The following is a 21,248-nucleotide window of genomic DNA, read 5'->3' as shown; positions in this document are numbered from 1 at the left end:
TTCCCTTCACCCCTTGTGGGAGAAGGTGGCGCGCGCGAGCGCGCCGGATGAGGGGTTGTCACCGCGTCATTCGCTCGAGCGGCAAGGCGACATCTCACCTCCCCGCAAGAGCGGGGTGAGGGAGCGCAGCCCCGGCGCGGCGGCAGTCTCGCCTCGTCGCCACGCTAAGCCGCGTACACCGAGCCCTTCGGCAGCGGGAACACCGGATCCTGCGTCCGGATACTGGTCGGCCATACCACGGTGATGCGCTCGCCGGCGTTCTGCATCACGACCGGCGTCGAGCGCTCGTTCTGGCCGGACAGCGCCGTGCCCGGCGGATAGAACTTCACGCCATAGCCCTGGATGGTGCCGCCAGCGGGAATGTCGACGTCGAGCGCTGCCTTGCGGATCGCCTCGGGATCGAAGCCACCGTACTTCTCCTTGGCGACCGGCAGCACATTGTTGAGCAGGATCCAGGTCTGGTTGAAGCCCATCGAGCAGTGCGGCGGCACTTCGGTCGCATTGGTCTTCTCGCGGTAGCGCGCGACCATGGTCTTGGTGAGATCGCCGATTCCCGGCGCGAGCTTGGCGGGATCGAGCAGCTGCGCCGGCACCGGATCGATGTTGCAGAAATTGTCGATGTCGGCGCCGAAGGTCGCGCGCAGCTTGTCGAGCTGGCTGTAGCCGGCGCCGGCGCCGAACAGCATCTTGAACTTCAGCCCGCTCTCGCGCGCCTGGCGCAGGAACAGCGTGATGTCGGGATTGTAGCCGGCATGCGAGATCACGTCGGCCTTGGCGCGCTTCAGCTTGGTGACCAGCACCGAGAGATCAGGCGCGGAGGCGGAATAGCCCTCCTTCAGCACCACCTGCAGCCCGACCTCCTTGGCGAAGGCCTCGTCGGCCGCGGCGACGCCGACGCCATAGGGCCCGTCCTCATGGATCAGCGCCACCTTGACGTCCTTCGGCTCCATGCCGAGCTTGGCTTTGGCGTGCTCGTTGATGAAGCTCGCGAAGGCCTGGCCGTACTGGTCGGAATGGATCTGCGCGCGGAATACGTATTGCAGGTTCTTGTCTTTGAACACGGCGGTCGATACCGCGGTCGTGATCCACAGGATCCGCTTCTGCTGCTCGACCTTGGCGGCGAGCGGCACCGCATGCGAGCTCGCGAACACGCCGTTGAGGATATCGACCTTCTCCTGGTCGATCAGGCGATTGGCCTCGTTGATCGCGACATCGGGCTTGCTCTGGGAATCGACGTTGACCGGCGCGATCTTGTACTTGCCGCCGATGCCGCCCTTCTCGTTGACGAGGTCGATCGCGATCTGGGTGCCGATCGAGGAGGCGACCGAGCCGCCGGCGGCGAACGGGCCGGTCAGGTCGTAGATCACACCGATCCGGACCGTCTCGGCCTGCGCCTGTGCCCGCGTCCAATCCAAGCTGAAAGCAGCGGCGGCAGCCGCTGAAGTCTTCAGCAGCGTCCTGCGTGAAGTCGGCATCGCGTCCTCCCCTGAAACCGTCAGTTGTGTGACGGGTCTTGCTTGTTTTCGCGGAGTATTGGGAGGCGAGGTCGGAAAGTCAACGCGGCTTGCGGCTGCGGCGTCTTGCGCTTTGGTCGAGTGGAAGCTCTAGAGCGTGCCGCGACGGAATAGGAGCGCGCGATACCACCCTCCCCTGGAGGGGGAGGGTCGTTGCGCATGTAGCGAAGCGGAATGCGCAGCGGGGTGGGGTGACGGTCTCACCACACGAACAGCGCCCGTGCCGATAGATCACCCCACCCGGGCGCACATTTCGCTTCGCTCAATGTGAGCCGACCCTCCCCCTCCAGGGGAGGGTGAAGAGTCTACTCCATCACCGCGGCATGGTCCGACGGCGCCGACTGCGAGCGCAGCGTGGCCTTGGTCGAGCCGATCATCAGCGCGAGCGGGATCGAGACCAGGATGAACAGCATCACCAGCTGGTAGTCGTGCGAGAACGCGATGATCTGCGACTGCGCCGCCACCATCTTGTCGGCCATCGCGCGGCCGGCGTCGGTGTTGAGGTTGATCATGCCTGACACGTCGGGCATCTGCAGCGCGTGGTTGAACGGGTTGATCTGCTCCGACAGCTTTGCGTAGATCCGCCGTCCGCCTTCCGTCAGCTGCGCGATCACGATCGAGATGCCGACCGAGCTTGCGACGTTGCGCAGCAGCGTCAGCATCGAGGTGCCGTCGGTGCGCAGATGGTTGGGCAGCGACATGAACGCCACCGTCGACAGCGGCACGAACACGAGGCCGAAGCCAAAGCCCTGGACCACGCTGACGACGATGATCTCGTTGGCCTGCGTCATGTCAGTCCAGCCGGTCATCTGGAACAGCGAGGCCGCGGTCAGCGCCAGGCCGGAGATGATCAGCGCGCGCGCCTCGATGTAGCGCATCATGCGGCCGACCAGCATCATCGCGACGAAGGTGCCGGCGCCGCGGGTCGCCAACAACAGGCCCGCGGTGATGATCGGGTAACCGACCACGTTCTGCAGATAGGGCGAGGACAGCGCCATGGTCGAATACAGCACGAGGCCCATCACAGTCATGAACACGCAGCCGCCGAGGAAGTTCTTGTCCTTGAACAGCGCGAACTGGATGAAGGGCCGGCTGGTCGTCAGCGAATGGGCGAAGAAATAGTAGAAGCCGACCGCGGAGACGATGAATTCGATCATGATCTCGTTGGATTCCAGCCAGCCGAGCTGCTCGCCGCGGTCGAGCGCGAGCTGCAGCGAACCGATCGCGACCGCGAGCGCGCCGAACCCGAACCAGTCGAAGCGCAGATTGAGGTCCTGCTTGGTTTCATCCATGAAGACGGCAAGGCCGAGCACGGTGATGGCGCCGAACGGAAGGTTGACGAAGAACACCCAATGCCAGGAATAGGTCTCGGTGAGCCAGGCGCCGAGCGAGGGCCCCATGATCGGGCCCATCATCACGCCCATGCCCCAGATCGACATCGCTTTCGCCCGCTCATGCAGCGCGTAGGAGTCGAGCATCACGGCCTGCGACAGCGGCACCAGCGCCGCGCCGAACACGCCCTGCAGCAGGCGGAACAGCACCATCTGGTTGATGTCCTGCGCCAGGCCGCAGAACACCGAGGCGACGGTGAAGCCGGCCGAGCAGATGATGAAGATGCGCTTGCGGCCATAGCGGTTGGCGATCCAGCCCACCGGCGCGGTCATGATCGCGGCCGCGACGATGTAGGAGGTCAGCACCCAGTTGATCTGGTCCTGCGAGGCCGACAGCGAGCCCTGCATATAGGGCAGCGCGACGTTGGCGATCGTGGTGTCGAGCGCCTGCATGATCGTCGCGGTCATCGCGCAGATCGTCACCATGTTCCGGCGCATGCCGGGCACAGCGGATGGTGACGGTGCATTCATTCAGGTCGGTCCTGTTCGAGCGTTGGAAACCACCTCCCCCGCAAGCGGGAGAGGGGGCGCACTGTTATCGCGGCCGCCAGTTCGGCCTCATCTCATTTATTCCTGCTCGTGATCCGGGTGCGCCGAGGCCGGCGCCAGCCCGAGCAGGCCGGCCAGCGTGCGGCGGTGGTTGGTGTCGATCGTCGCGTAGACGCTCATGCCGGCTTTCAGCTTCTTCACGAACGGATCGTTCTCGTCGAAGTAAATCCGCACGGGGACGCGCTGCACCACCTTGACGAAATTGCCGGTCGCGTTCTGCGGCGGCAGGATCGCGAACTGCGCGCCGGTGCCGGGCGACAGCGAGCCGATCTTGCCCTTGAACCGATGGTTCGGGAACGCGTCGACGTCGAGCTCAACCGGCTGGCCGATCGCGACATAGGTGAAGTCGCTCTCCTTCGGATTGGCGTCGACCCAGGGATGGTCGACATCGATGATCGAGAACACCGGCGAGCCGGCGGCGACGAAGCGGCCGAGCTGGATCTGGTCGACCTGGGTCGCGACGCCGTCCATCGGCGCGCGCAGCACGGTGTGGTCGAGATTGCGCTGGGCGTCATCGAGCTTGGCCTTGGCCTGGGCGTAGGGCGGGAACTGCTCGACCGGCAGGTCGATATCGCCGAGCAGCTGCGTCTTGTCCTTGGAGATCTGCTGCCTGATGTATTGCGCCAGGCTCTCGGCAGTCACTTGCGCATTCGCCGCGTTGTCGAGGTCGAGCTGCGAGCCGAAATTCTGCTTGGCCAGCGTCGACTTGCGTTCGACGTCGCGCTTCTTCAATTCGATGCTCTGCTGGGCGAATTCCAGCATCCTGCCGTTGATCTTGATGTTGTCGACCAGGTTGTCATAGGTGGTCCTGGTCTGGTCGAGCGCAGCCTTGGCCTGCGCCACCGCGAGGCGGAACGGCACCGGGTCGATCTCGAACAGCTCGTCGCCCTTCCTGACGTGCTGGCCTTCCTTCACGACGATCTTGTCGATCTTGCCGGAGATTTCCGGCGTGATCAGCACCTTCTGCGCGCCGACATAGGCGTCGTCGGTGCCGACATAGCGGCCGCCATTGAGATAGAACACGATGCCGCCGATCGCAGCCAGCGTCGGCAGCACGACCAGCAGCAGCGTGCGGCGATAGCGCCGCAAACCCGCCATCAGGCGACGGCGCGGCGCGCGGCTGGCCTTGCCCGACGGGGTGGGCTCGCCCGGATTGCTCTTCTGCTCGGGGGCCAGTTTGAGGACGGGTTCAGCCATAGCGCTGTTCCTTTCGGGAGGGCTCGCCGGCTGTGGTCTGGACGGCATTGCGGACGTTTTCCTTGATCGATTCTAATTGGGTGAGCAGGCGATACGCGTCAGCGGGGCTGATGCCCTCGAGCGCGGTCGCGGTGAGTTCGGAGCGGAGGCCGGCGAGCTTGCCGAGCAGCGGGCGCGCGGCCTTCTTCAGATAGAGGCGGTTGACGCGGCGGTCGTTCTCGTCGCTGCGGCGTTCGATCCAGCCATTGTCGCAGAGCTTGTCGATCAGCCGCGTCAGCGTGATCGGCTGCACCTCGAGCAGTTCGGCGAGCTCGGTCTGTTTCAGCCCTTCCTGGCGCTCCACCTTGGACAGCACTGCCCACTGCGCGCGGGTGATGCCGTAGCGGGCGGCCTCCTTGTCGGCATAGACCCGGATCAGCCGGAACACTTCGCCCAGCGTAAACAAGAAATCGGTGTCCACCGAACCGCGCATCGATCCTGCCTCCATAAGCTTGGGATATAATAAGCTTGCTTATTAATTCTGCATGCCGGGTTAACGCGAGGCTGCCCCGCATTGTGGGCATGGCTGCAACGCGGTGGCGGACCGGGGTTGGGGGTCGGGCTTTGGGAACGGACGCGCAAATGCTACATATCGAGGCAATGAGCCTGGCCAAGCCGACATTTCCTGCCCCCGACCACGATCACGGCCGCTGCGCCGCGGACGCGATGGCGCATGCCGAGCAGGTTTGTGCGCGCCGCGGCCAGAAATTCACCCCGATCCGCCGTCAGGTGCTGCAGGCGCTGCTGTCGAGCCATCGCCCGCTCGGCGCCTATGAGGTGATCGACGAACTGGCCAAGACGATGCCGCGGCCGGCACCGATTACCGTCTACCGCGCGCTCGACTTCCTGATGGAGAACGGCCTCGTCCACCGCATCGAGAGCCGCAACGCCTTCCTCGCCTGCGCGCATGACCATGACGAGACCTCGATGGTGGCGTTCCTGATCTGCGACCATTGCGGCTCGGTCGGCGAGATCCCGGCCGCCCCCGTCGCGCAAAGCCTGACCGCGGCGGCGCGGGCCTCCGGGTTCATCCCGAAACTCTCCGTCGTCGAGATCGCCGGCACCTGCGCGCATTGCCAGAAATGATTGAGCGCGGCCAAAGTCCTCACCGCGGTGTCGTCCCTGCGAAAGCAGGGACCCATAACCACCGCCCTCAATTGTTATACGACGCTGGAACGACAAGTCTCGTTCACAACACCGGCCGCGGCGTATGGGTCCCTGCTTTCGCAGGGACGACGCAGTCCGACTAGCAACAACACGGCACCAAGCCGGCCCGCGAGGAAACATGTCGACCCAAGCGATCTCCGCCAGCGTCACGAGGCCCGTCAGCGTCGGACACGGGCTGCCGCCCGGCGCCATCGCCGTGATGCTGATGCTGTGCGTGAGCTGGGGCTTCAACCAGCTTGCGGTGAAACTCGCGCTGCCCGACGTGCCGCCGATGTTGCAGGCGATGATCCGCTCGGCCGGCGCGCTGCCGGTGATGCTGATCGTCGGCCGCCTGCGCGGCGTCAAATTCTTCGAGCGCGACGGCACGCTGGTGCCCGGGATCATCGCCGGGTTGATGTTCGGCTGCGAGTTCGTGCTGATCTTCACTGGCCTCGTCTTCACCTCGGCGTCGCGTGCCTCGGTGTTCCTCTACACCGCGCCGTTCTTCGTTGCGCTCGGCTCGCACCAGTTCCTCGGCGAGCGTCTCTCGACCGTGCAGTGGAGCGGGCTTGCGCTGAGCTTTGCCGGCGTCGCGCTCGCGATCGGCGTGCCGCAGCCGAACGTCGACGCCAAGGTGCTGCTCGGCGACCTCATGGTGGTCGGCGGCGGCGCGCTGTGGGCGGCGACCACGCTGGTCGCCAAGGGCACACAGCTGCGCAAGGCGGCGCCGGAAAAGGCGCTCGGCTACCAGGTCGCGATCTCGATTCCGATCCTCGGCCTCGCCGCCTGGATCGCGGGCGAGCGCATCGAGCATGTGCCGAGCGCGCTGTCGATCTCGCTGCTCGCCTATCAGGCGGTCTGGGTGGTGGGCTGCACGTTCGTCATCTGGTTTGCGATGGTGAAAACCTACTCCGCAAGCAAGCTGTCCGCCTTCACCTTCGTCACGCCGCTGTTCGGCGTCGTCGCGGCCTATTTCGTCATGCACGACACGCTGACGGCGGTGTTCGGCGTCGCCGCGCTGCTGGTGATCGCCGGGCTCTATCTCGTCAACAAGCCCGACCCGAAGGTGACGCCGGATCCCAACGTGCCGGCGTGAGAGCTGCGAGCGCGCTGCAACGCGACCCTGTCGTCCGGTATTGATATACATCAACACCGCCGCAGGCATTTCGTGAAGCCTCCCAGGCGAAGCATGTCGTGGAGGCGCGCCAATGGCAATCGATGCCACCGATGCAATTGAAGCCGGAATCCGGTCTGCATTCACCGCGTATTCGAAAGAGGATGATCCGGATTGGCGCAGTTCGTGCTGGATCAAGCCCGATGAGTGCTCCCATCTGGCGAAGAGCATCTTGAAGGAATTGACGGCGAGAGGCTTTGAGATCGTCAGGAAGCCGGCTTGATTGCGTGCCCTGCGGAGCGAGAACCATCCTCACCGTCGTCCTGGCGAAAGCCTGGACCCATTACCCCAAATGTCGGTTGTCGCGCGACGCCGGGGGCCGTTTTCCCGTTCACAAGCAAATTCGGTGGTTATGGGTCCTGGCCTTCGCCAGGACGACGGAGGAGACATCGCGCCCCGCCACTACCCCCTCTCGATCGGCAACTCTGCATCCTTCGCCCATTCGCCCATCGAGCCGTCATAGAGCGTGAGATTGTCATAGCCGAGCCGATGCAGCTGGAACAGGTCGATGGTCGCGGAGATGCCACCGCCGCAATAGGCGACGACGCGCTTGTCCCTGGTGATGCCTTGCGCGGCGAAGGTGGCTTCGGCCTCCTCAAGCGGCACGAACGTCTTGGCCTTGGGATCGATCAGGGTCGCCGCCGGCACGCTGACGCTGCCGGGGATGCGGCCGGGCCGGCCGTAACGGCTTGGCTCCAGTCCCTTGTAGAATTGCGGGCCGAGCGCGTTGATGATGACGGTGTCGCCCTCCGTGGTCGCGGCGAGCACGTCATGCTTGTCGACGAACATGCCGTCCTTTGGCCGTGCCGCAAACGTCGCCGGCGGATAGCCGCCGGCAAGCCCGGTCTCGATGTCGCGTCCTTCGGCGGTCCATTTGTCGATGCCGCCGTCGAGCACTGCGGCACCCTCGAAGCCGAGCGAGCGCAGCATCCACCAGAACCGCGTCGCCCACATTGCGGTGCCGATCGAATAGAGCACGACGCGGCTGCCCGCCGAGATGCCGTGGCGGCCGAACGCGGCTTCGAGCTGCGCTGTCGGCGGCATCATGAAGCGCAGATGGGTATGGGCATCCGAGAACTCGGCCTGCAAATCGAGGAAATTCGCGCCCGGGATGTGGCCGGCCTCGAACGTCTGGCGGCCCGAGACGACAATATAGGGAACGTTGCTGCCGGCGGGGGCCGGCTCCAGATAGGTCGTGCAGTCGAACAGGCGAAGGTCCGGCCGGATCAGGATCTCGGCAAGTTCCGCCGTGGTGATCAGCTCGCTGTGGCCGGCCATTTCACGTCCTCCCGTTGTACCCTTAACAGGATGCTAAGATGCGCGAGATCACATGAAAAGCTGTCACTTTGCCCTTTGATTCACCCCAATCCGGTCCAATATAGCTGGGCATGCAGGACGCCGCTGCATGGCTTGCGTTTGGCCTCAATCGGCGCCATAAGCTGTTGAATTCACTCCGAAACACGATCGTTTGGCCCGCCGCGCGCGCGGCCCATCGCCCCCTTGGTGAATGTCACCAAAACCTGATATTCGAGACGCCATGAACAAGCCCGAGATCTTGCCGCAAGACGACGTCGCCGGCCCCGCGCCGCGGCACCAAACCACGCAGGTCATGGTCGGCAACGTCGCCGTCGGCGGCGGCGCCCCGATCGTCGTGCAGTCGATGACCAACACCGACACCGCCGATGTGGACGGCACCATCGCCCAGGTCGCCGCGCTCTCCCGCGCCGGCTCCGAGATGGTCCGCATCACCGTCGACCGCGAGGAAGCCGCCGCTGCCGTGCCGCACATCCGTGACGGCCTGCGCAAGCGCGGCATCACCACGCCCCTGATCGGCGACTTCCACTATATCGGCCACAAGCTGCTCGCCGAATATCCGGCCTGCGCCGAGGCGCTCGACAAGTACCGCATCAATCCCGGCAATGTCGGCTTCAAGAACAAGCGCGATACGCAGTTCGCCGACATCATCGAGATCGCCAACAAGAACAACAAGCCGGTGCGCATCGGCGCCAATTGGGGCTCGCTCGACCAGGAGCTGCTCACCAAGCTGATGGACGAGAACACGGCGTCGGCGAATCCGCGCGATGCCCGCGCCGTGACCCGCGAGGCGATGGTGCAGTCGGCATTGCTGTCGGCGGCGCGCGCGCAAGAGCTCGGCATGCCGAAGAACCGGATCATCCTGTCGGCGAAGGTCTCCGCCGTGCAGGACCTGATCGCGGTCTATCAGGAAGTGGTGCGCCGCTCGGATTATGCGATCCATCTCGGCCTCACCGAGGCCGGCATGGGCTCGAAGGGCATCGTGGCCTCCTCGGCCGCGCTCGGCATCCTGCTGCAGCAGGGCATCGGCGACACCATCCGCATCTCGCTGACGCCGGAGCCCGGCGGCGACCGCACGCTGGAAGTGCAGGTCGCGCAGGAATTGCTGCAGACCATGGGCTTCCGCACCTTCGTGCCGCTGGTTGCCGCCTGCCCAGGCTGCGGCCGCACGACCTCGACCACGTTCCAGGAGCTGGCGCGCTCGATCCAGGATTTCATCCGCGACGAGATGCCGGCCTGGAAGACCAAGTATCCGGGCGTCGAGCAGCTCAACGTCGCGGTGATGGGCTGCATCGTCAACGGCCCCGGCGAATCCAAGCACGCCAATATCGGCATCTCGCTGCCCGGCACCGGCGAAGCGCCGGCCGCGCCTGTCTTCGTCGACGGCAAGAAGTTCCGCACTCTGCGCGGTCCGGGCATCGCCGCCGACTTTAAGGCGCTGGTGATCGACTATATCGACCAGCGCTACGGCAACGGCGCCAAGCTGCCGGAGCAGGCCGGCGCCGCGGAGTAGTTTCACTCTGCGCGTGACCCATACTCAACCGTCGTCCCGGCAAAGGCCGGGACCCATAATCACAGACGGTGATTGTGGCGCGAGATGTGGGTTACCAGCCTTCGCAAAACCCGATCCTGTGGTTATGGGTCCCGGATCTGCGCTCCGCTCCGCTGCGCTTGTCCGGGACGACGGATATGCTTGCGGCGCGGATTGCGCTTCGCTCCATCCGGGCTACGATGGTCAAAACAAGAACCATCGGGAGAACGCCCATGAGCTCGCTGTCCGGCAAGCAAGGCCCGCGCTACCGCCACCTCGCCGACCAATCCGAGCCCTATGAGACCATCGGCGTCGAGAAGCTGACGCCGATCATCGGCGCGGAGATTTCCGGCGTCGATATCGGCAAGCTGGTCGGCGGCGATGCGCGTTCCAACCGCCAGGTGGACGAGATCCATCGCGCGCTCGCCGAAAACCTCGTCATCTTCTTCCGCGATCAGCACATCAGCCCCGACCAGCATCTCGCCTTCGGCCGCAAGTTCGGTGAGCTGCATGTGCACCCCGCCGCGCCCAATGAGGGCGATCCGGCGCTGATGAAGATCTATGCCGACAAGGATTCGCCGCGCGCCAATGGCGAGGGCTGGCACACCGACGTGTCCTGCGACCTCGAGCCGCCGATGGGCTCGATCCTCTACATCAAGCAGTGCCCGCCGCGCGGCGGCGACACGCTGTTCGCCAACATGTACGCCGCCTATGAGGCGCTGTCGGACCGCATGAAGGCCTATCTCGACGGGCTGACCGCGCTGCATGACGGCGAGCAGACCTATCGTGGCCTGTATGCAAACTACGGCGTCGCCGACAAGCAGAGCTATCCGCGCGCCGAGCATCCGGTGGTCCGCACCCACCCGGTGACCGGCAAGAAATCGCTCTACGTCAATCGCGGCTTCACCCGCTTCATCGTCGGCATCCCGCGCGACGAGAGCGACGCCATGCTGGCCTATCTCTACCAGCATGCCGAGAACCCGCTGTTCCAGTGCCGCTTCCGCTGGACCGAGAACGCGATCGCGTTCTGGGACAACCGCTGCGCCCAGCACCGCGCGATGTGGGATTACTGGCCGCACACCCGCTCCGGCACCCGCGTGACCGTGAAGGGAGAGCGGCCGGTGTGAGAAATTGCGTGGTGCGCAGGATGGGTAGAGCGCAGCGAAACCCATCCTCTCATTGCGTGGATGCAAGTGTGATGGGTATTGCTGCGCTTCACCCATCCTGCGAACTACAACGAAAATAAATCGGGAGACCGCCCATGCTTCGCGCCGAGGACAACAAATTCCTCACCGAATCCGGTGAGGGGACCGGCATGGGCGAGTTGCTGCGGCGGTTCTGGATTCCGGTGCTGCTGTCGGAGGAGCTGGCGGAGCCGGACAGTGATCCGAAGAAGATCGTGGTGATGGGCGAGGAGCTGCTCGCCTTCCGCGACACGAGAGGCGTGGTCGGCGTCATCGACCAATACTGCCCGCATCGCGGCGCCAATCTCTGGCTCGGCCGCAACGAGGAATGCGGCATCCGCTGCGTCTATCACGGCTGGAAGTTCGACACCGACGGCCGCTGCGTCGACATGCCGACGTCGTATCCCGACCTCAACGCAAAGGACCTGATCCGGATCAAGTCCTATCCGGTGCGCGAATGGGGCGACATGATCTGGGCTTATATGGGCCCGGCCGATCAGATGCCCGAACTGCCGGCGCTGGAGATGGCGCTGCTGCCGGCCTCGCACCGCTTCGTCACCAAGAAGTGGCAGGACTGCAACTGGGTGCAGGCGGTGGAAGGTTCGATCGACACCGCGCATTTCACCTTCGCGCATCTCTCCTTCGAGAAGGAGGAGAACGAGATCCTCGACATCAAGAAGCATTTCGTGAACCCGCTGACGCGGGTCGCGACCGATCACATGCGCTGGATCGCCGAGGATCCGCGCCCGGTGATCAAGATCAATCCGCATGAGGCGGGTCTCACGGTGGCCGGCGGACGGCTCACCGGCGGCGACAATATCTACTGGCGCATCGCCCAGTTCCTGATGCCGTTCCACAGCTACGCGCCGAGCTCGATGCCGGGCGAGAACATGTTCGGCCAGACCTTCGTGCCGGTCACCGACACCAATTGCTGGATCTACACCTATGCCTGGAATCCGCACCGGCCGCTGACCGATGCCGAGCGGGAAGGTTACGCCAACGGCAACGGCGTGATGGCGGTGGTCGACGAGAACTACGTGCCGCTGCGCAACAAGGCGAACGACTATCTGATCGACCGCAGGCTGCAGCGGACCAAGAGCTACACCGGCATCAAGGGCGTCTCCGAGCAGGACGCCGCGGTGCAGGACAGCCAGGGCCCGATCGTCGATCGCACCCGCGAGCATCTCGGCCCGACCGATCTCGGCATCATGCATTTCCGCAAGCTCATGATGGAAGCGGCCCGCGCGCTGCAGAAGGGCGAGGCGCCGCCGCATACTCGGCATCAGGACCGCTACACCGTGCGCTCCGGCGCCTGCGTCACCAGCAAGACCAAGGACCTCACCGCCGTGATGATCGAGCGGTTCGGCGATCCCGCCGGCTTCGTCGGCGGTCCCGGCCAGAACGCCGCGGCGGAGTGATCACCACTGTCGTCCCTGCGAAAGCAGGGACCCATAACCACAGTTGGAAATTGTTGGAATGGGCTGTGGCCGCAGCTTGGTCCAACAACATCGATCGGTGGTTATGGGTCCCGGGTCGCGCTTCGCTTGCCCGGGACGACGTGGGATAGAGTTCGCTACAGCGGAATCCTTCGATACTCGCGGTTGGCGAGGCTCGCTTCCTCGAGGTCGAGGTCGCGCTCGATGCGCCGCCTTGTCTCGTCGGTGATCTTGCCGTCGCGCAGCAGCATGTGGATGAACTTGCGCTCGGAGGCGATCAGCTCCCGCGTCAGCTCGGTGCCGGTGGCGGAGACGTCGTGCGTGTCGGGATTGAGCGAGTCGGGCAGCTGGTTGATGCGGATCTCGTGCCGTGAGCGCAAAAGCTTGATCACCTCGTCGGAAAGCTCGCGGTCGTCGGTGATGGCATCGAGCGACTTCAGCGCGGCGTTCAGCGCCTCGCGCCGCGCCGCGATCTCCTGCTCGTGCTCGGCGATGTGCTCGCTGCGTCCGTCCCTGGCGAGGCCGAGCCAGCGCACCACCGGCGGCAAGGTGAGGCCGAGCCCGACCAGCGTCACGAAGATCACGCCGAAGGCGACGAACAGGATCAGGTCGCGATACGGGAAGGCATCGCCACTCGGCAAGGTCAGGGGCAGCGCCAGCGCCGCGGCGAGCGAGACCGCGCCGCGCACGCCGGTGAAGGCGACCACGAACACCGCCCGCCACGACGGCAGCGGATCGCGCTCGCTCACGCGGGCGCTGATCCAGCGCGGCAGATAGGTGCCGGGAAACACCCAGATGAAGCGCGCCACGATCACGATGACGGCGACCAGTACGGTCGCGGTGAGGATGTCGTGCAGCGGAAACGACTTCGACTTCTCGTACAGCGAGCGCATCTGGAAGCCGGTCAGGAGGAACAACAGGCCCTCGATCAGATAGATGATCAGGTCCCAGAAGAAGATGCCCTGCAGGCGCGTCGCGGCCGAGATCAACAGCGGTCCGTTCCAGCTCATATAGAGGCCGCAGGCGACGGTCGCGATCACGCCGCTGCCGCCGAAATGCTCGGGGATCCAGTAGGCGAGATAGGGCGTGATCAGCGACAGCGTGATCTCGACCTGCGGATCCCTGGCGCGGCGGCGGGCGCGCAGGCTGAGCCAGCCGACCGCGGTGCCGAACGCGATCTCGCCGGCGACGATGACGAGAAAAGTGCCGGTCGCCTTCGGCAGCGAGAACAGCCCGGTGGTGATCGCGGCGAGCGCGAAGCGGTAGAGGATCAGCGCGGTCGCGTCATTGGCGAGCCCTTCGCCCTCGAGCACCACCAGGATGCGGCGTGGCATGCCGAGCCTGCGGGCGATCGCCAGCGGCGCGACCACGTCCGGCGGCGCGACGATGGCGCCGAGCAGGAAGCCGATGCCCCAGGGCAGGCCGATCAGATAATGGGTCGCGGTTGCGACCATGAAGGCGGTGAAGATCACGCAGCCAACCGACAGCAGGATGATCGGCCGCAGATTGGCCTTGAACTCGCGCCAGCTCATCGCGACGCTCGCCGAATAGATCAGCGGCGGCAGCACCACCAGAAGCACCAGCTCGGGCGGCAGTTCCAGCGACGGCATGCCCGGCACGAAGGCGAGCACGACGCCGACCAGCAGCAGCAGGATCGCGGGCGCGATATCGGTCCGCCGCGCCACCAGGGCGGTTCCCGCCAGCACGCCGAGCAAAGTAAGAAAAATCTGAAACTTGGCTTCCATAATGGGCTCAATTCGCCCGGAAACCACCGCCAGTCAATGCGGTCCGGCCGGAGCCGGACCGCGAGGGCGTGTCACAAAGCCGTCGCGGGGCGCGCTGCGCCCGCTCGATCAATCCCTGAGGTCGTAGCGGTACGACTTCGAGACGATCTGCCAGCCGTCGGCGAGCTTCATCGCCACCAGATAGTCGGTGAAATAGCGCGGCGGCAGCTGGCAGCGCACCTTGATGAAGGCGGTGTTGTCGTCGGAGCGGTCGATGGTGACGATAAAATCCTCACGCGGCTTGCCTTCGGCCTTCGCCGAGGTGCGCTTGCGCACCATTGCAAGCCAGTCCGGCACGGTCAGGACCTTCAGCTCGCCCTTCTCCACCCAGCGCAAATCGGCGCTCGGATGAAAAGCCTCGGCGAGCTTGTCGGCGTTGCTCTCGTAGAGACCGTCGAAATAGGTTTGCACGACGCTTTCGACGCTGGATCGATCTTGGCTCATTGGTTGGTCCTCCCGGCAGGATTGGATCGGCTGGAGCGTTTTCGAGCGAAGCGGGTGCCGGTTCGCGTGGAGAAAACGCGTCAAAGCTCGAATCTAGAGCCCCTGTTCCGATTCAATTGGAACGGAAAGGGCTCTAGGATTTAGCCATGAACCGCCGGATTGCGCCATGGCCGGCGCCAAAATTCTGCGTGAGGGACGAGTTGTGACCGCATCTGTAAATTCGAACGAACATATCCTGACCGGCGAATGCTTCTGCCGCGACGTGCGCTACGAGGTGGCCGACGCGTTTGCCTATGCGCTCAATTGTCACTGCTCGAACTGCCGGCGCACCACGGGATCGGCGTTCAAGCCGTTCGCGGGAATCGCGCGCGACAAATTCACCGTGGTCAGCGGCGCTGACGGGCTGCTGATCTATGGCGACGAGCTCACCCACGACGCGCATTGCGGCCGCTGCGGCTCGCTGCTCTATTCGCAGGTCCGCGACGGCGCCTATGTCCATGTCGCGATGGGCACGCTGCGCGATGCGCCGGCGATCCGGCCGACCGCCCACATCTTCGTCGGCTCCAAGGCGCCGTGGTACGCGATATCGGACGATCTGCCGCAATATCAGGAGCACGTGACGCAAGGCGGGGAATAAATTCGCGCGACGTCATCGCCGTGCTGCTTGTCGTCCTTGCCGACCGCCTCGTGGACGGCATCTCATCAGGCAGCGCAGCTAGATCGCGCTCGCGGCGATGTTCACCATCAGGGCGAGCAGCGCGGTGTTGAACACGAACGAGATGATGCCGTGCACGGTCGCGGTGCGGCGGATGATCTTGTCGGTGATGCCGACGTCGGAGACCTGCGCCGTCATCCCGATCACGAACGAGAAATAGACGAAGTCCCAGTAATCGGCGTCGACATGTTCAGCGTCGCTCGGAAACTGCAATCCGCCGGGCGTCTTGCCGCGATAATACTCATGGGCGTAGTGCAACGCGAACGCGGTGTGCACCAAGGCCCATGACAGCGTGATGGTGACGATTGCCAGCGCCAGTCCGGCCGGGCTCCCCTTGGATGCGCCGAGCTCGAACACGATGGCCGCGAGGCTCGCCAGCGCGCCGAACGCGGTCAGCAGCAGGATCAGGAAACGGCCGTCGTCCTGCAGGATGGCGCTTCGTTTGATATGGGCGACGCCACAGCGCAGCATCATCAGATAGGCGAGCACGAGATACAGCGCGGCGAAGGCATCCCAGCCGGCGAGCAGGCGCGTGACGATGCGCGGTGCTCCCGGCACCAGCAGCGCAGCCAGGATGCCGAAAGCGATCGAGCCGAACGTGCGCGGCCGGCCCACGACGACGCGGACCGGCAGCGGCAGCTTGCGGAAGCGAACAAGGCGGTCGTCGATCTCCTTGTTCATTTCGCGCCGCTTTCGGCTAGTTCTTGCGCTCGGCGACGAAGCGGGCCGCAGCGCGCAGCACATCGCCGCGGTCGCCGAACACCGACAGCGCGGCATCGGCGCGCGCGAGGAGATCGCTCACGCGCTGCTTGGCGCCATCGATGCCGAGCTGGGTGACGAAGGTGGTCTTGCCGAGCGCGGCGTCTGCGCCGGCCGGCTTGCCGAGCGCGGCAGCGTCGCCCTCGACGTCGAGCAAATCGTCGGCGATCTGAAAGGCTTCACCGAGCGCTTTGCCGTAATCGTCGAGCGCCTGATATTCCTTTTGCGAGGACTGGCCGAGGATCGCGCCGGCGATGCAGCCGAAGCGGAGCAGCGCCCCGGTCTTCATCTGCTGCAGGCGCGCGACGTCGACCGGCTCGCGGTCGCCGAAGCGGCCTTCGCCGGCGAGGTCGAGAATCTGGCCGCCGGCCATGCCGCCGATGCCGGAGGCCCGCGCCAGCGCGCGGGTCAACAGCAGGCGGACCTGGGCGTCTTTGTGGATCGCATCGCGGGTGATGATGTCGAAGGCGATGGTCAGCAGCGCGTCGCCGGCGAGGATCGCGGTGGCGTCGTCATAGGCCTTGTGCAGGGTCGGGCGGCCGCGGCGCAGATCGGAATTGTCCATCGCCGGCAGGTCGTCGTGGATCAGCGAGTAGCAGTGGATGCATTCGAGCGCCGCGCCAACCAGCAGGGCGGCTTCGCGCGGGATGCCGAACACCGCCGCGCTCTCGACCACGAGGAACGGCCGCAGCCGCTTGCCGCCGCCGAGGCTCGAATAGCGCATGGCCTCGATCAGCCGCTTCGGGCGCACGATCTCGTCGCTTTCGGTGGTGTCGGACAGCAGTTTGGCGAGCAGGGCTTCGGTATCCTCCGCGGTCTGGTCCAGCCGCTTGGAAAACTCTGCAGTACCGGTCGTCATTAAGAATTGCTCCAGATCGGTTTTCGGCCGGACAATCGTTGATGGCATCGGCTTCGTCAATTCCCGCCCTGCGACGGAATGCGCCTTAAAAGTGCTGGAAAAACCGTGAATTATCCCGCAGACGTCGACGGCGCCGGCCGTGTTCTGGCGGGCGGGTCCCAAATCCTTCCTGGAATGGTCCTCCCCGGAAACCCTCGTTTTGCGCATCGTCCGAATTTTATTGCTGCTTTTGCTGGCCCTGCTGTTGCTGCCGTATCTGGTGGCGCCGTTCTACCGCACCGGCCATCCGGTTTCGGCGCTGATGGCGTGGCGGACCCTGCGCGGGGCCCCGGTGACGCGGCACTGGATCGATTTCGGCGCGATGTCGCCCTATCTGGTGCGGTCCGTGGTCGGCTCGGAGGATGCTCATTTCTGCAAGCATCGGGGCATCGACTGGGGTGCGCTGCGCGAGGTGCTCGACGACGCCGAGGATGGCGAGGTGGCCCGCGGCGGCTCGACCATCACCCAGCAGGTCGCCAAGAACCTGTTCCTGTGGTCCGGCCGCAGCGTGATCCGCAAGGGGCTGGAACTGCCGCTGGCGCTCTGGATCGATCTCGTGCTGCCCAAGCAGCGGATCCTGGAAATCTACCTCAATATCGCGGAAATGGGCCCGTCCGGCCAGTTCGGCGCCGAGGCCGGCGCCCAATATGCCTTTGGCAGGTCCGCCGCGGCGCTGTCAGCCCGCGAGGCCGCGCTTTTGGCGGCGATCCTGCCGAATCCGGTCAAGAGGAGCGCCCGGAACCCGGGGCCGGGGGTCCGCAGGCTGTCTGCCACCTATATGGCCCGGGCCAACGCGGTGGAGCGCTGCTGGCGCGAAAATCGCGGCTCCTGAGGGCCTTTTCGGGCGCTTTTTGCTGGCTCGGACCCTAGCTTTACGCGATGCCTTCCTCTATAAGCGCGGCCTTACCGGCATCGCAGCTTGCGCTTCGAAGCGCTGAGCCGTCCGCATTTCGGACGATGCCTCCGCAACACCCCTAGAGGACACCGTCATGGCCGTTCCCAGAAGAAAAACCTCGCCGTCGCGCCGTGGCATGCGCCGTTCGGCCGATGCGATCAAGACCCCGACCTATGTCGAGGACAAGGACTCCGGCGAACTGCGCCGTCCGCATCACCTCGACCTCAAGACCGGCATGTACAAGGGCCGCCAGGTCCTGAAGGCCAAGAAAGAGTCCTGATCGGACATTCGGCCTACGCGCCGCAGCCATGCGGCGCGGCGCCTGAATTCGGTCAACGAGTGCGGCCAAGACGGGCGCGTCCGCGGCGAGGCCAATGAGCACCGCCGCATTGCTGGTTCTCCCTGAATAAGGCGCAAGCCCCGATGGTCGGTTTTCCGCTGCTGCTCGTTCCGCTCGCGGTCTACAACATCATCGCCTTCCTGATGCCCGGCGTGTCGTTCACCGACCCGCTGATCAGGTTGACATTGCTGTCGGGCGAGCAGTGGCAGATCACGCTCAGCGATATGCTGCTCGCGGCCGCCGTGCTGCTGTTGCTGCTCGAGGTCATCAAGGGCGCGCGCCCCGGCGCGAAATATCTCACCGACCATCTGCTGTCGCTGATCGTGTTCGGCGCCGCCGCCGCCGAATTCGTGCTCTGGCCGAAATTCGGCAACTCGACCTATGGCCTGCTCACGCTGCTGGCGCTGGTCGATTTCATCTCCGGAATTGCGCTGCGCACCCGCCGCCGTGCGGGGGTCGCGCCTGCGGCACCGAGCGTCAGCAAGCCGCAGCGCGAGGCGCCGCAGCCCGCGCCGGCAGAGGCGCCCGCGCCGCGTTCCGAGCCCGCGCCCGTCGCCGCACCGGCGCCTGCCGCGCCGCCGGCCGCACCGGTTCCCCCGGCGACATCGGTCGCGGAATCCGTGCTGCTCGATCAGTCCGCACCGAAGCCGACCGTCGCTTCGCCGGATTTGCAGCCGGGCGGCCATCCGCCGTCGGACGCGCCGCAGCGCTGATATTTTTCTAGATGATCTGCCGGGTCCGCCGCGCCACGCTGCGGCGTTCGTCGACATGCGGACCGTAAGCGCTCTGCGCGTCGGCCAATGACCCACGCCGCTGCCCGCGCGTCTGCGGTTCGTGTGCGGCGGTTGCGATCAGGTGGGCCACAAACGACGGATCGGCATGCGGCAGCGGGATCTTGGGCGCCCAATGGGTGGTCGCGGCCAGCGGCACCAGCGCCGTGCTGGCCGCCGCAGCATCGCCGGTGCACTCACCGTCGAGGATTTCCGATTGATCGATATCCTGCATCGTCTGCGACCCGTTGGAGCGTCATAGTTTGGGACGTCGCGTCCCTCCGCAACACCCCCGTGGCAAGGGTCATGCCCGCCGTCCCCAGTTCGTTCCCGGACAGTCGAAAACGTGGTTTCCAGATTATTTATCAACTTCACCTAGCGTTGGATTCGCCGGAACCACTATCTTGAGAGCGTGTAGAATCACCGGGCGCCGTCCCAAATCGAGACATGTTCGATGCCCCCTGTCCCGCCAGCTGCCAGCATCCTCGCCTCGCTCGGCCAAGCGACATTCGCCTGGGACCTGGCGAGCGATGCGATTGCCTGGAGCGACAATGTGGCGGCGGTCTTCCCGGATATCCCGGTCGCGGCGCTGGCGGGCGGTGCCGAGCTTGCAAAGCTGATCGAGCCATCGCGCTCGGTGCGATCCGATGCGCTCGGTGCGCCGGCGCCGGTGCGGAGCGGGGAGGGCATGCCCTACCGGATCGAATATGGCGTGCGGGCCGTCACGTCAGCGCCGGTGATCTGGATCGAGGAGACCGGCTGCTGGTTTGCCGGCGCCGACGGCAGGCCGGCGCGCGTAGAGGGCGTCGTCCGCATCAACAATGAGCGGCACGCCCGCGACGAGCAGCTGTTGAAGCTGTCGCGGCACGATCCGCTGACCAACGAGCTCAACCGCACCCATCTGATCGCCTCGCTCGCCGAGACGATGGAGGAGTGCGCGCGCTTCCGCAGCTCCTGCGCCTTCATGCTGATCGGCATCGATCATCTGGCGCGCGTCAACGATGCCTTTGGCTTCGATGTCGCGGACGCCGTCATCGCCGAGGTCGCGAAGCGGATTCGCGCGCGGCTGCGCAGCGGCGACATGCTCGGCCGCTTCTCCGGCAACAAGTTCGGCCTGATCCTGCGCAACTGCACCGTCGACGACACCAATGTCGCGGCCGAGCGTTTCCTCGCCGCGGTGCGCGACGAGGTGGTGCCGACCAAGTCCGGCCCGGTGTCGGTGACAGCATCGATCGGCGCCGTCACCATTCCGCGCCATGCGAGGTCGGCGGAGGAGGCGGTCAATCGCGCCCAAGAGACGCTGGACGCGGCCAAGAGCCGCCGCGCCGGATCGTTCGCGCTGTGGAAGCCGAATGTCGAGCGCGACGCCCAGCGCCGCGTCAACATCCGCGTCACCGACGAGATCGTCACCGCGCTGAACGAGCGCCGCATCGTGATCGGCTTCGAGCCCGTGGTCGATGCGCGCCTGCGGCAGCCCGCGTTCTACGAGTGCCTGGTCCGCATGGAGCAGGACGACGGCCGGGCGCTGCTCGCGCCCGATATCGTGCCGGTCGCCGAGCGGCTCGGCCTGATTCGGCTGGTCGATCACCGCGTGCTGGAGCTCGCCATCGCAGAGCTCGCCGCCGCCCCCGGCGTACAGCTCAGCCTCAACATCTCGCCCGACACCACGATGGATCCGGACTGGTGGGCCACCATCGAATCCCTGATGCGCGCGCATCCCGGCGTCGGCGAGCGGCTGATCGTCGAGATCACCGAGACGGTCGCGATCCAGGATATCGACGACGTCCGTGGCTTTGTCACGCGCCTGAAGAACTTCGGCAGCCGGATCGCGATCGATGATTTCGGCGCCGGCTACACCTCGTTCCGCAATTTGCGCAAGCTCGGGGTCGACATCGTGAAGATCGACGGCGCCTTCGTGCAGAACATCGTGCGTTCGGCCGACGACCGCGCTTTCGTGCAGACGCTGATCGATCTGGCGCGCCGTCTCGAGATCAAGACGGTCGCCGAATGGGTGCAGGACGAGGAAGCCGCCGTGATGCTGCGCGAATGGGGCTGCGACTTCATCCAGGGCCGCCTGATCGGCCTCGCCTCGCCGGACCGCCCGTGGAACGCGCCGGCGGAGAAGCCCGTGCCCGCCACGGGCTGAAGCGCGATGATCGGCTGATCAC

General features: G+C 65.4%; 21 protein-coding genes. 11 read left to right on the top strand and 10 right to left on the bottom strand.

Features of this window, described 5'->3' with window-relative positions; translation table 11 throughout:
• Window positions 1–164: 164 nt before the first annotated feature.
• The 4 genes from QA639_RS41150 to QA639_RS41135 form a co-directional block, all read right to left on the bottom strand.
• The gene (locus tag QA639_RS41150) at window positions 165–1,475 is read right to left on the bottom strand and encodes an ABC transporter substrate-binding protein (protein ID WP_283088885.1); all 1,311 of its coding nucleotides are present in this window, start codon (window positions 1,473–1,475) and stop codon (window positions 165–167) included.
• 344 nt (window positions 1,476–1,819) lie between these two features.
• Complete coding sequence (locus QA639_RS41145; RefSeq protein ID WP_283088884.1) at window positions 1,820–3,376, bottom strand: MDR family MFS transporter; 1,557 nt, start codon at window positions 3,374–3,376, stop codon at window positions 1,820–1,822.
• A gap of 96 nt (window positions 3,377–3,472) precedes the next feature.
• Complete coding sequence (locus QA639_RS41140; protein WP_283088883.1) at window positions 3,473–4,651, bottom strand: HlyD family secretion protein; 1,179 nt, start codon at window positions 4,649–4,651, stop codon at window positions 3,473–3,475.
• Window positions 4,644–5,123: a MarR family winged helix-turn-helix transcriptional regulator gene (locus QA639_RS41135; RefSeq protein ID WP_152977439.1), complete on the bottom strand. Its 480-nt coding sequence runs from the start codon at window positions 5,121–5,123 to the stop codon at window positions 4,644–4,646. Before QA639_RS41135 ends, QA639_RS41140 begins: the two co-directional genes overlap by 8 nt.
• 167 nt (window positions 5,124–5,290) lie before the next feature.
• On the opposite strand from QA639_RS41135, the gene QA639_RS41130 reads away from it, so the two are divergent.
• The 3 genes from QA639_RS41130 to QA639_RS41120 all read left to right on the top strand — a co-directional run bounded on the left by QA639_RS41130 (window position 5,291) and on the right by QA639_RS41120 (window position 7,233).
• Window positions 5,291–5,776: a Fur family transcriptional regulator gene (locus QA639_RS41130; protein WP_028338147.1), complete on the top strand. Its 486-nt coding sequence runs from the start codon at window positions 5,291–5,293 to the stop codon at window positions 5,774–5,776.
• 199 nt (window positions 5,777–5,975) lie between these two features.
• Window positions 5,976–6,932 (top strand): DMT family transporter, encoded by a 957-nt coding sequence (locus QA639_RS41125; protein WP_283088882.1) that lies wholly within the window; start codon window positions 5,976–5,978, stop codon window positions 6,930–6,932.
• 112 nt (window positions 6,933–7,044) lie between these two features.
• Entirely contained in the window at window positions 7,045–7,233 is a 189-nt protein-coding gene (locus QA639_RS41120) for a hypothetical protein (RefSeq protein WP_283088881.1), read from the top strand.
• 179 nt (window positions 7,234–7,412) lie between these two features.
• On the opposite strand, the gene QA639_RS41115 is transcribed toward QA639_RS41120, so the two are convergent.
• Window positions 7,413–8,288 carry a sulfurtransferase gene (locus QA639_RS41115; protein WP_283088880.1) on the bottom strand — a complete coding sequence of 292 codons (876 nt, stop codon included), beginning with the start codon at window positions 8,286–8,288 and terminating at the stop codon, window positions 7,413–7,415.
• A 259-nt stretch (window positions 8,289–8,547) separates the two neighbouring features.
• On the opposite strand from QA639_RS41115, the gene ispG reads away from it, so the two are divergent.
• The 3 genes from ispG (at window position 8,548) to QA639_RS41100 (ending at window position 12,457) form a co-directional block, all read left to right on the top strand.
• Window positions 8,548–9,837 (top strand): flavodoxin-dependent (E)-4-hydroxy-3-methylbut-2-enyl-diphosphate synthase, encoded by a 1,290-nt coding sequence (gene ispG, locus QA639_RS41110; protein ID WP_028338143.1) that lies wholly within the window; start codon window positions 8,548–8,550, stop codon window positions 9,835–9,837.
• A gap of 251 nt (window positions 9,838–10,088) precedes the next feature.
• The gene (locus tag QA639_RS41105) at window positions 10,089–10,982 is read left to right on the top strand and encodes a TauD/TfdA dioxygenase family protein (RefSeq protein WP_028337354.1); all 894 of its coding nucleotides are present in this window, start codon (window positions 10,089–10,091) and stop codon (window positions 10,980–10,982) included.
• Between the two features lie 134 nt (window positions 10,983–11,116).
• Window positions 11,117–12,457, top strand: coding sequence for a Rieske 2Fe-2S domain-containing protein (locus QA639_RS41100; RefSeq protein WP_283088879.1), 1,341 nt, complete (start codon window positions 11,117–11,119; stop codon window positions 12,455–12,457).
• A 155-nt stretch (window positions 12,458–12,612) separates the two neighbouring features.
• Here the strand turns inward: QA639_RS41100 and QA639_RS41095 are convergent, their stop codons facing one another.
• Together QA639_RS41095 and QA639_RS41090 are read right to left on the bottom strand one after the other, a co-directional pair.
• Complete coding sequence (locus QA639_RS41095) at window positions 12,613–14,220, bottom strand: Na+/H+ antiporter (protein ID WP_050387771.1); 1,608 nt, start codon at window positions 14,218–14,220, stop codon at window positions 12,613–12,615.
• 108 nt (window positions 14,221–14,328) lie between these two features.
• Window positions 14,329–14,703, bottom strand: a complete 375-nt coding sequence (locus tag QA639_RS41090) for a nuclear transport factor 2 family protein (protein ID WP_028337351.1) — start codon at window positions 14,701–14,703, stop codon at window positions 14,329–14,331.
• 202 nt (window positions 14,704–14,905) lie between these two features.
• Here QA639_RS41090 and QA639_RS41085 point away from each other — a divergent pair, with 202 nt between their 5' ends.
• Window positions 14,906–15,340: a GFA family protein gene (locus QA639_RS41085; protein WP_050387770.1), complete on the top strand. Its 435-nt coding sequence runs from the start codon at window positions 14,906–14,908 to the stop codon at window positions 15,338–15,340.
• Window positions 15,341–15,418: 78 nt separating this feature from the next.
• Here QA639_RS41085 and QA639_RS41080 read toward each other — a convergent pair whose 3' ends face one another.
• Together QA639_RS41080 and QA639_RS41075 are read right to left on the bottom strand one after the other, a co-directional pair.
• Window positions 15,419–16,099, bottom strand: coding sequence for a DUF1345 domain-containing protein (locus tag QA639_RS41080; protein WP_157346998.1), 681 nt, complete (start codon window positions 16,097–16,099; stop codon window positions 15,419–15,421).
• 16 nt (window positions 16,100–16,115) lie between these two features.
• Window positions 16,116–17,036, bottom strand: coding sequence for a polyprenyl synthetase family protein (locus QA639_RS41075; protein ID WP_157346996.1), 921 nt, complete (start codon window positions 17,034–17,036; stop codon window positions 16,116–16,118).
• Window positions 17,037–17,235: 199 nt separating this feature from the next.
• Between QA639_RS41075 and mtgA the strand changes: the two genes are divergently transcribed.
• The 3 genes from mtgA (at window position 17,236) to QA639_RS41060 (ending at window position 19,023) form a co-directional block, all read left to right on the top strand.
• Complete coding sequence (gene mtgA, locus QA639_RS41070; RefSeq protein ID WP_157346994.1) at window positions 17,236–17,907, top strand: monofunctional biosynthetic peptidoglycan transglycosylase; 672 nt, start codon at window positions 17,236–17,238, stop codon at window positions 17,905–17,907.
• Between the two features lie 157 nt (window positions 17,908–18,064).
• Window positions 18,065–18,250, top strand: coding sequence for a 50S ribosomal protein L32 (gene rpmF / locus QA639_RS41065; RefSeq protein WP_021077536.1), 186 nt, complete (start codon window positions 18,065–18,067; stop codon window positions 18,248–18,250).
• A 143-nt stretch (window positions 18,251–18,393) separates the two neighbouring features.
• Window positions 18,394–19,023, top strand: a complete 630-nt coding sequence (locus tag QA639_RS41060) for a hypothetical protein (protein ID WP_157346992.1) — start codon at window positions 18,394–18,396, stop codon at window positions 19,021–19,023.
• A gap of 7 nt (window positions 19,024–19,030) precedes the next feature.
• Here the strand turns inward: QA639_RS41060 and QA639_RS41055 are convergent, their stop codons facing one another.
• Window positions 19,031–19,315 (bottom strand): hypothetical protein, encoded by a 285-nt coding sequence (locus tag QA639_RS41055; RefSeq protein ID WP_028337345.1) that lies wholly within the window; start codon window positions 19,313–19,315, stop codon window positions 19,031–19,033.
• A 219-nt stretch (window positions 19,316–19,534) separates the two neighbouring features.
• Here QA639_RS41055 and QA639_RS41050 point away from each other — a divergent pair, with 219 nt between their 5' ends.
• The gene (locus tag QA639_RS41050) at window positions 19,535–21,226 is read left to right on the top strand and encodes a putative bifunctional diguanylate cyclase/phosphodiesterase (protein ID WP_157346990.1); all 1,692 of its coding nucleotides are present in this window, start codon (window positions 19,535–19,537) and stop codon (window positions 21,224–21,226) included.
• Window positions 21,227–21,248: the final 22 nt, after the last annotated feature.

This window comes from Bradyrhizobium pachyrhizi (genome assembly GCF_029714545.1).
In the GTDB taxonomy this organism is placed as follows: domain Bacteria; phylum Pseudomonadota; class Alphaproteobacteria; order Rhizobiales; family Xanthobacteraceae; genus Bradyrhizobium; species Bradyrhizobium pachyrhizi.
This window is presented reverse-complemented; position numbering and strand designations above follow the sequence as displayed.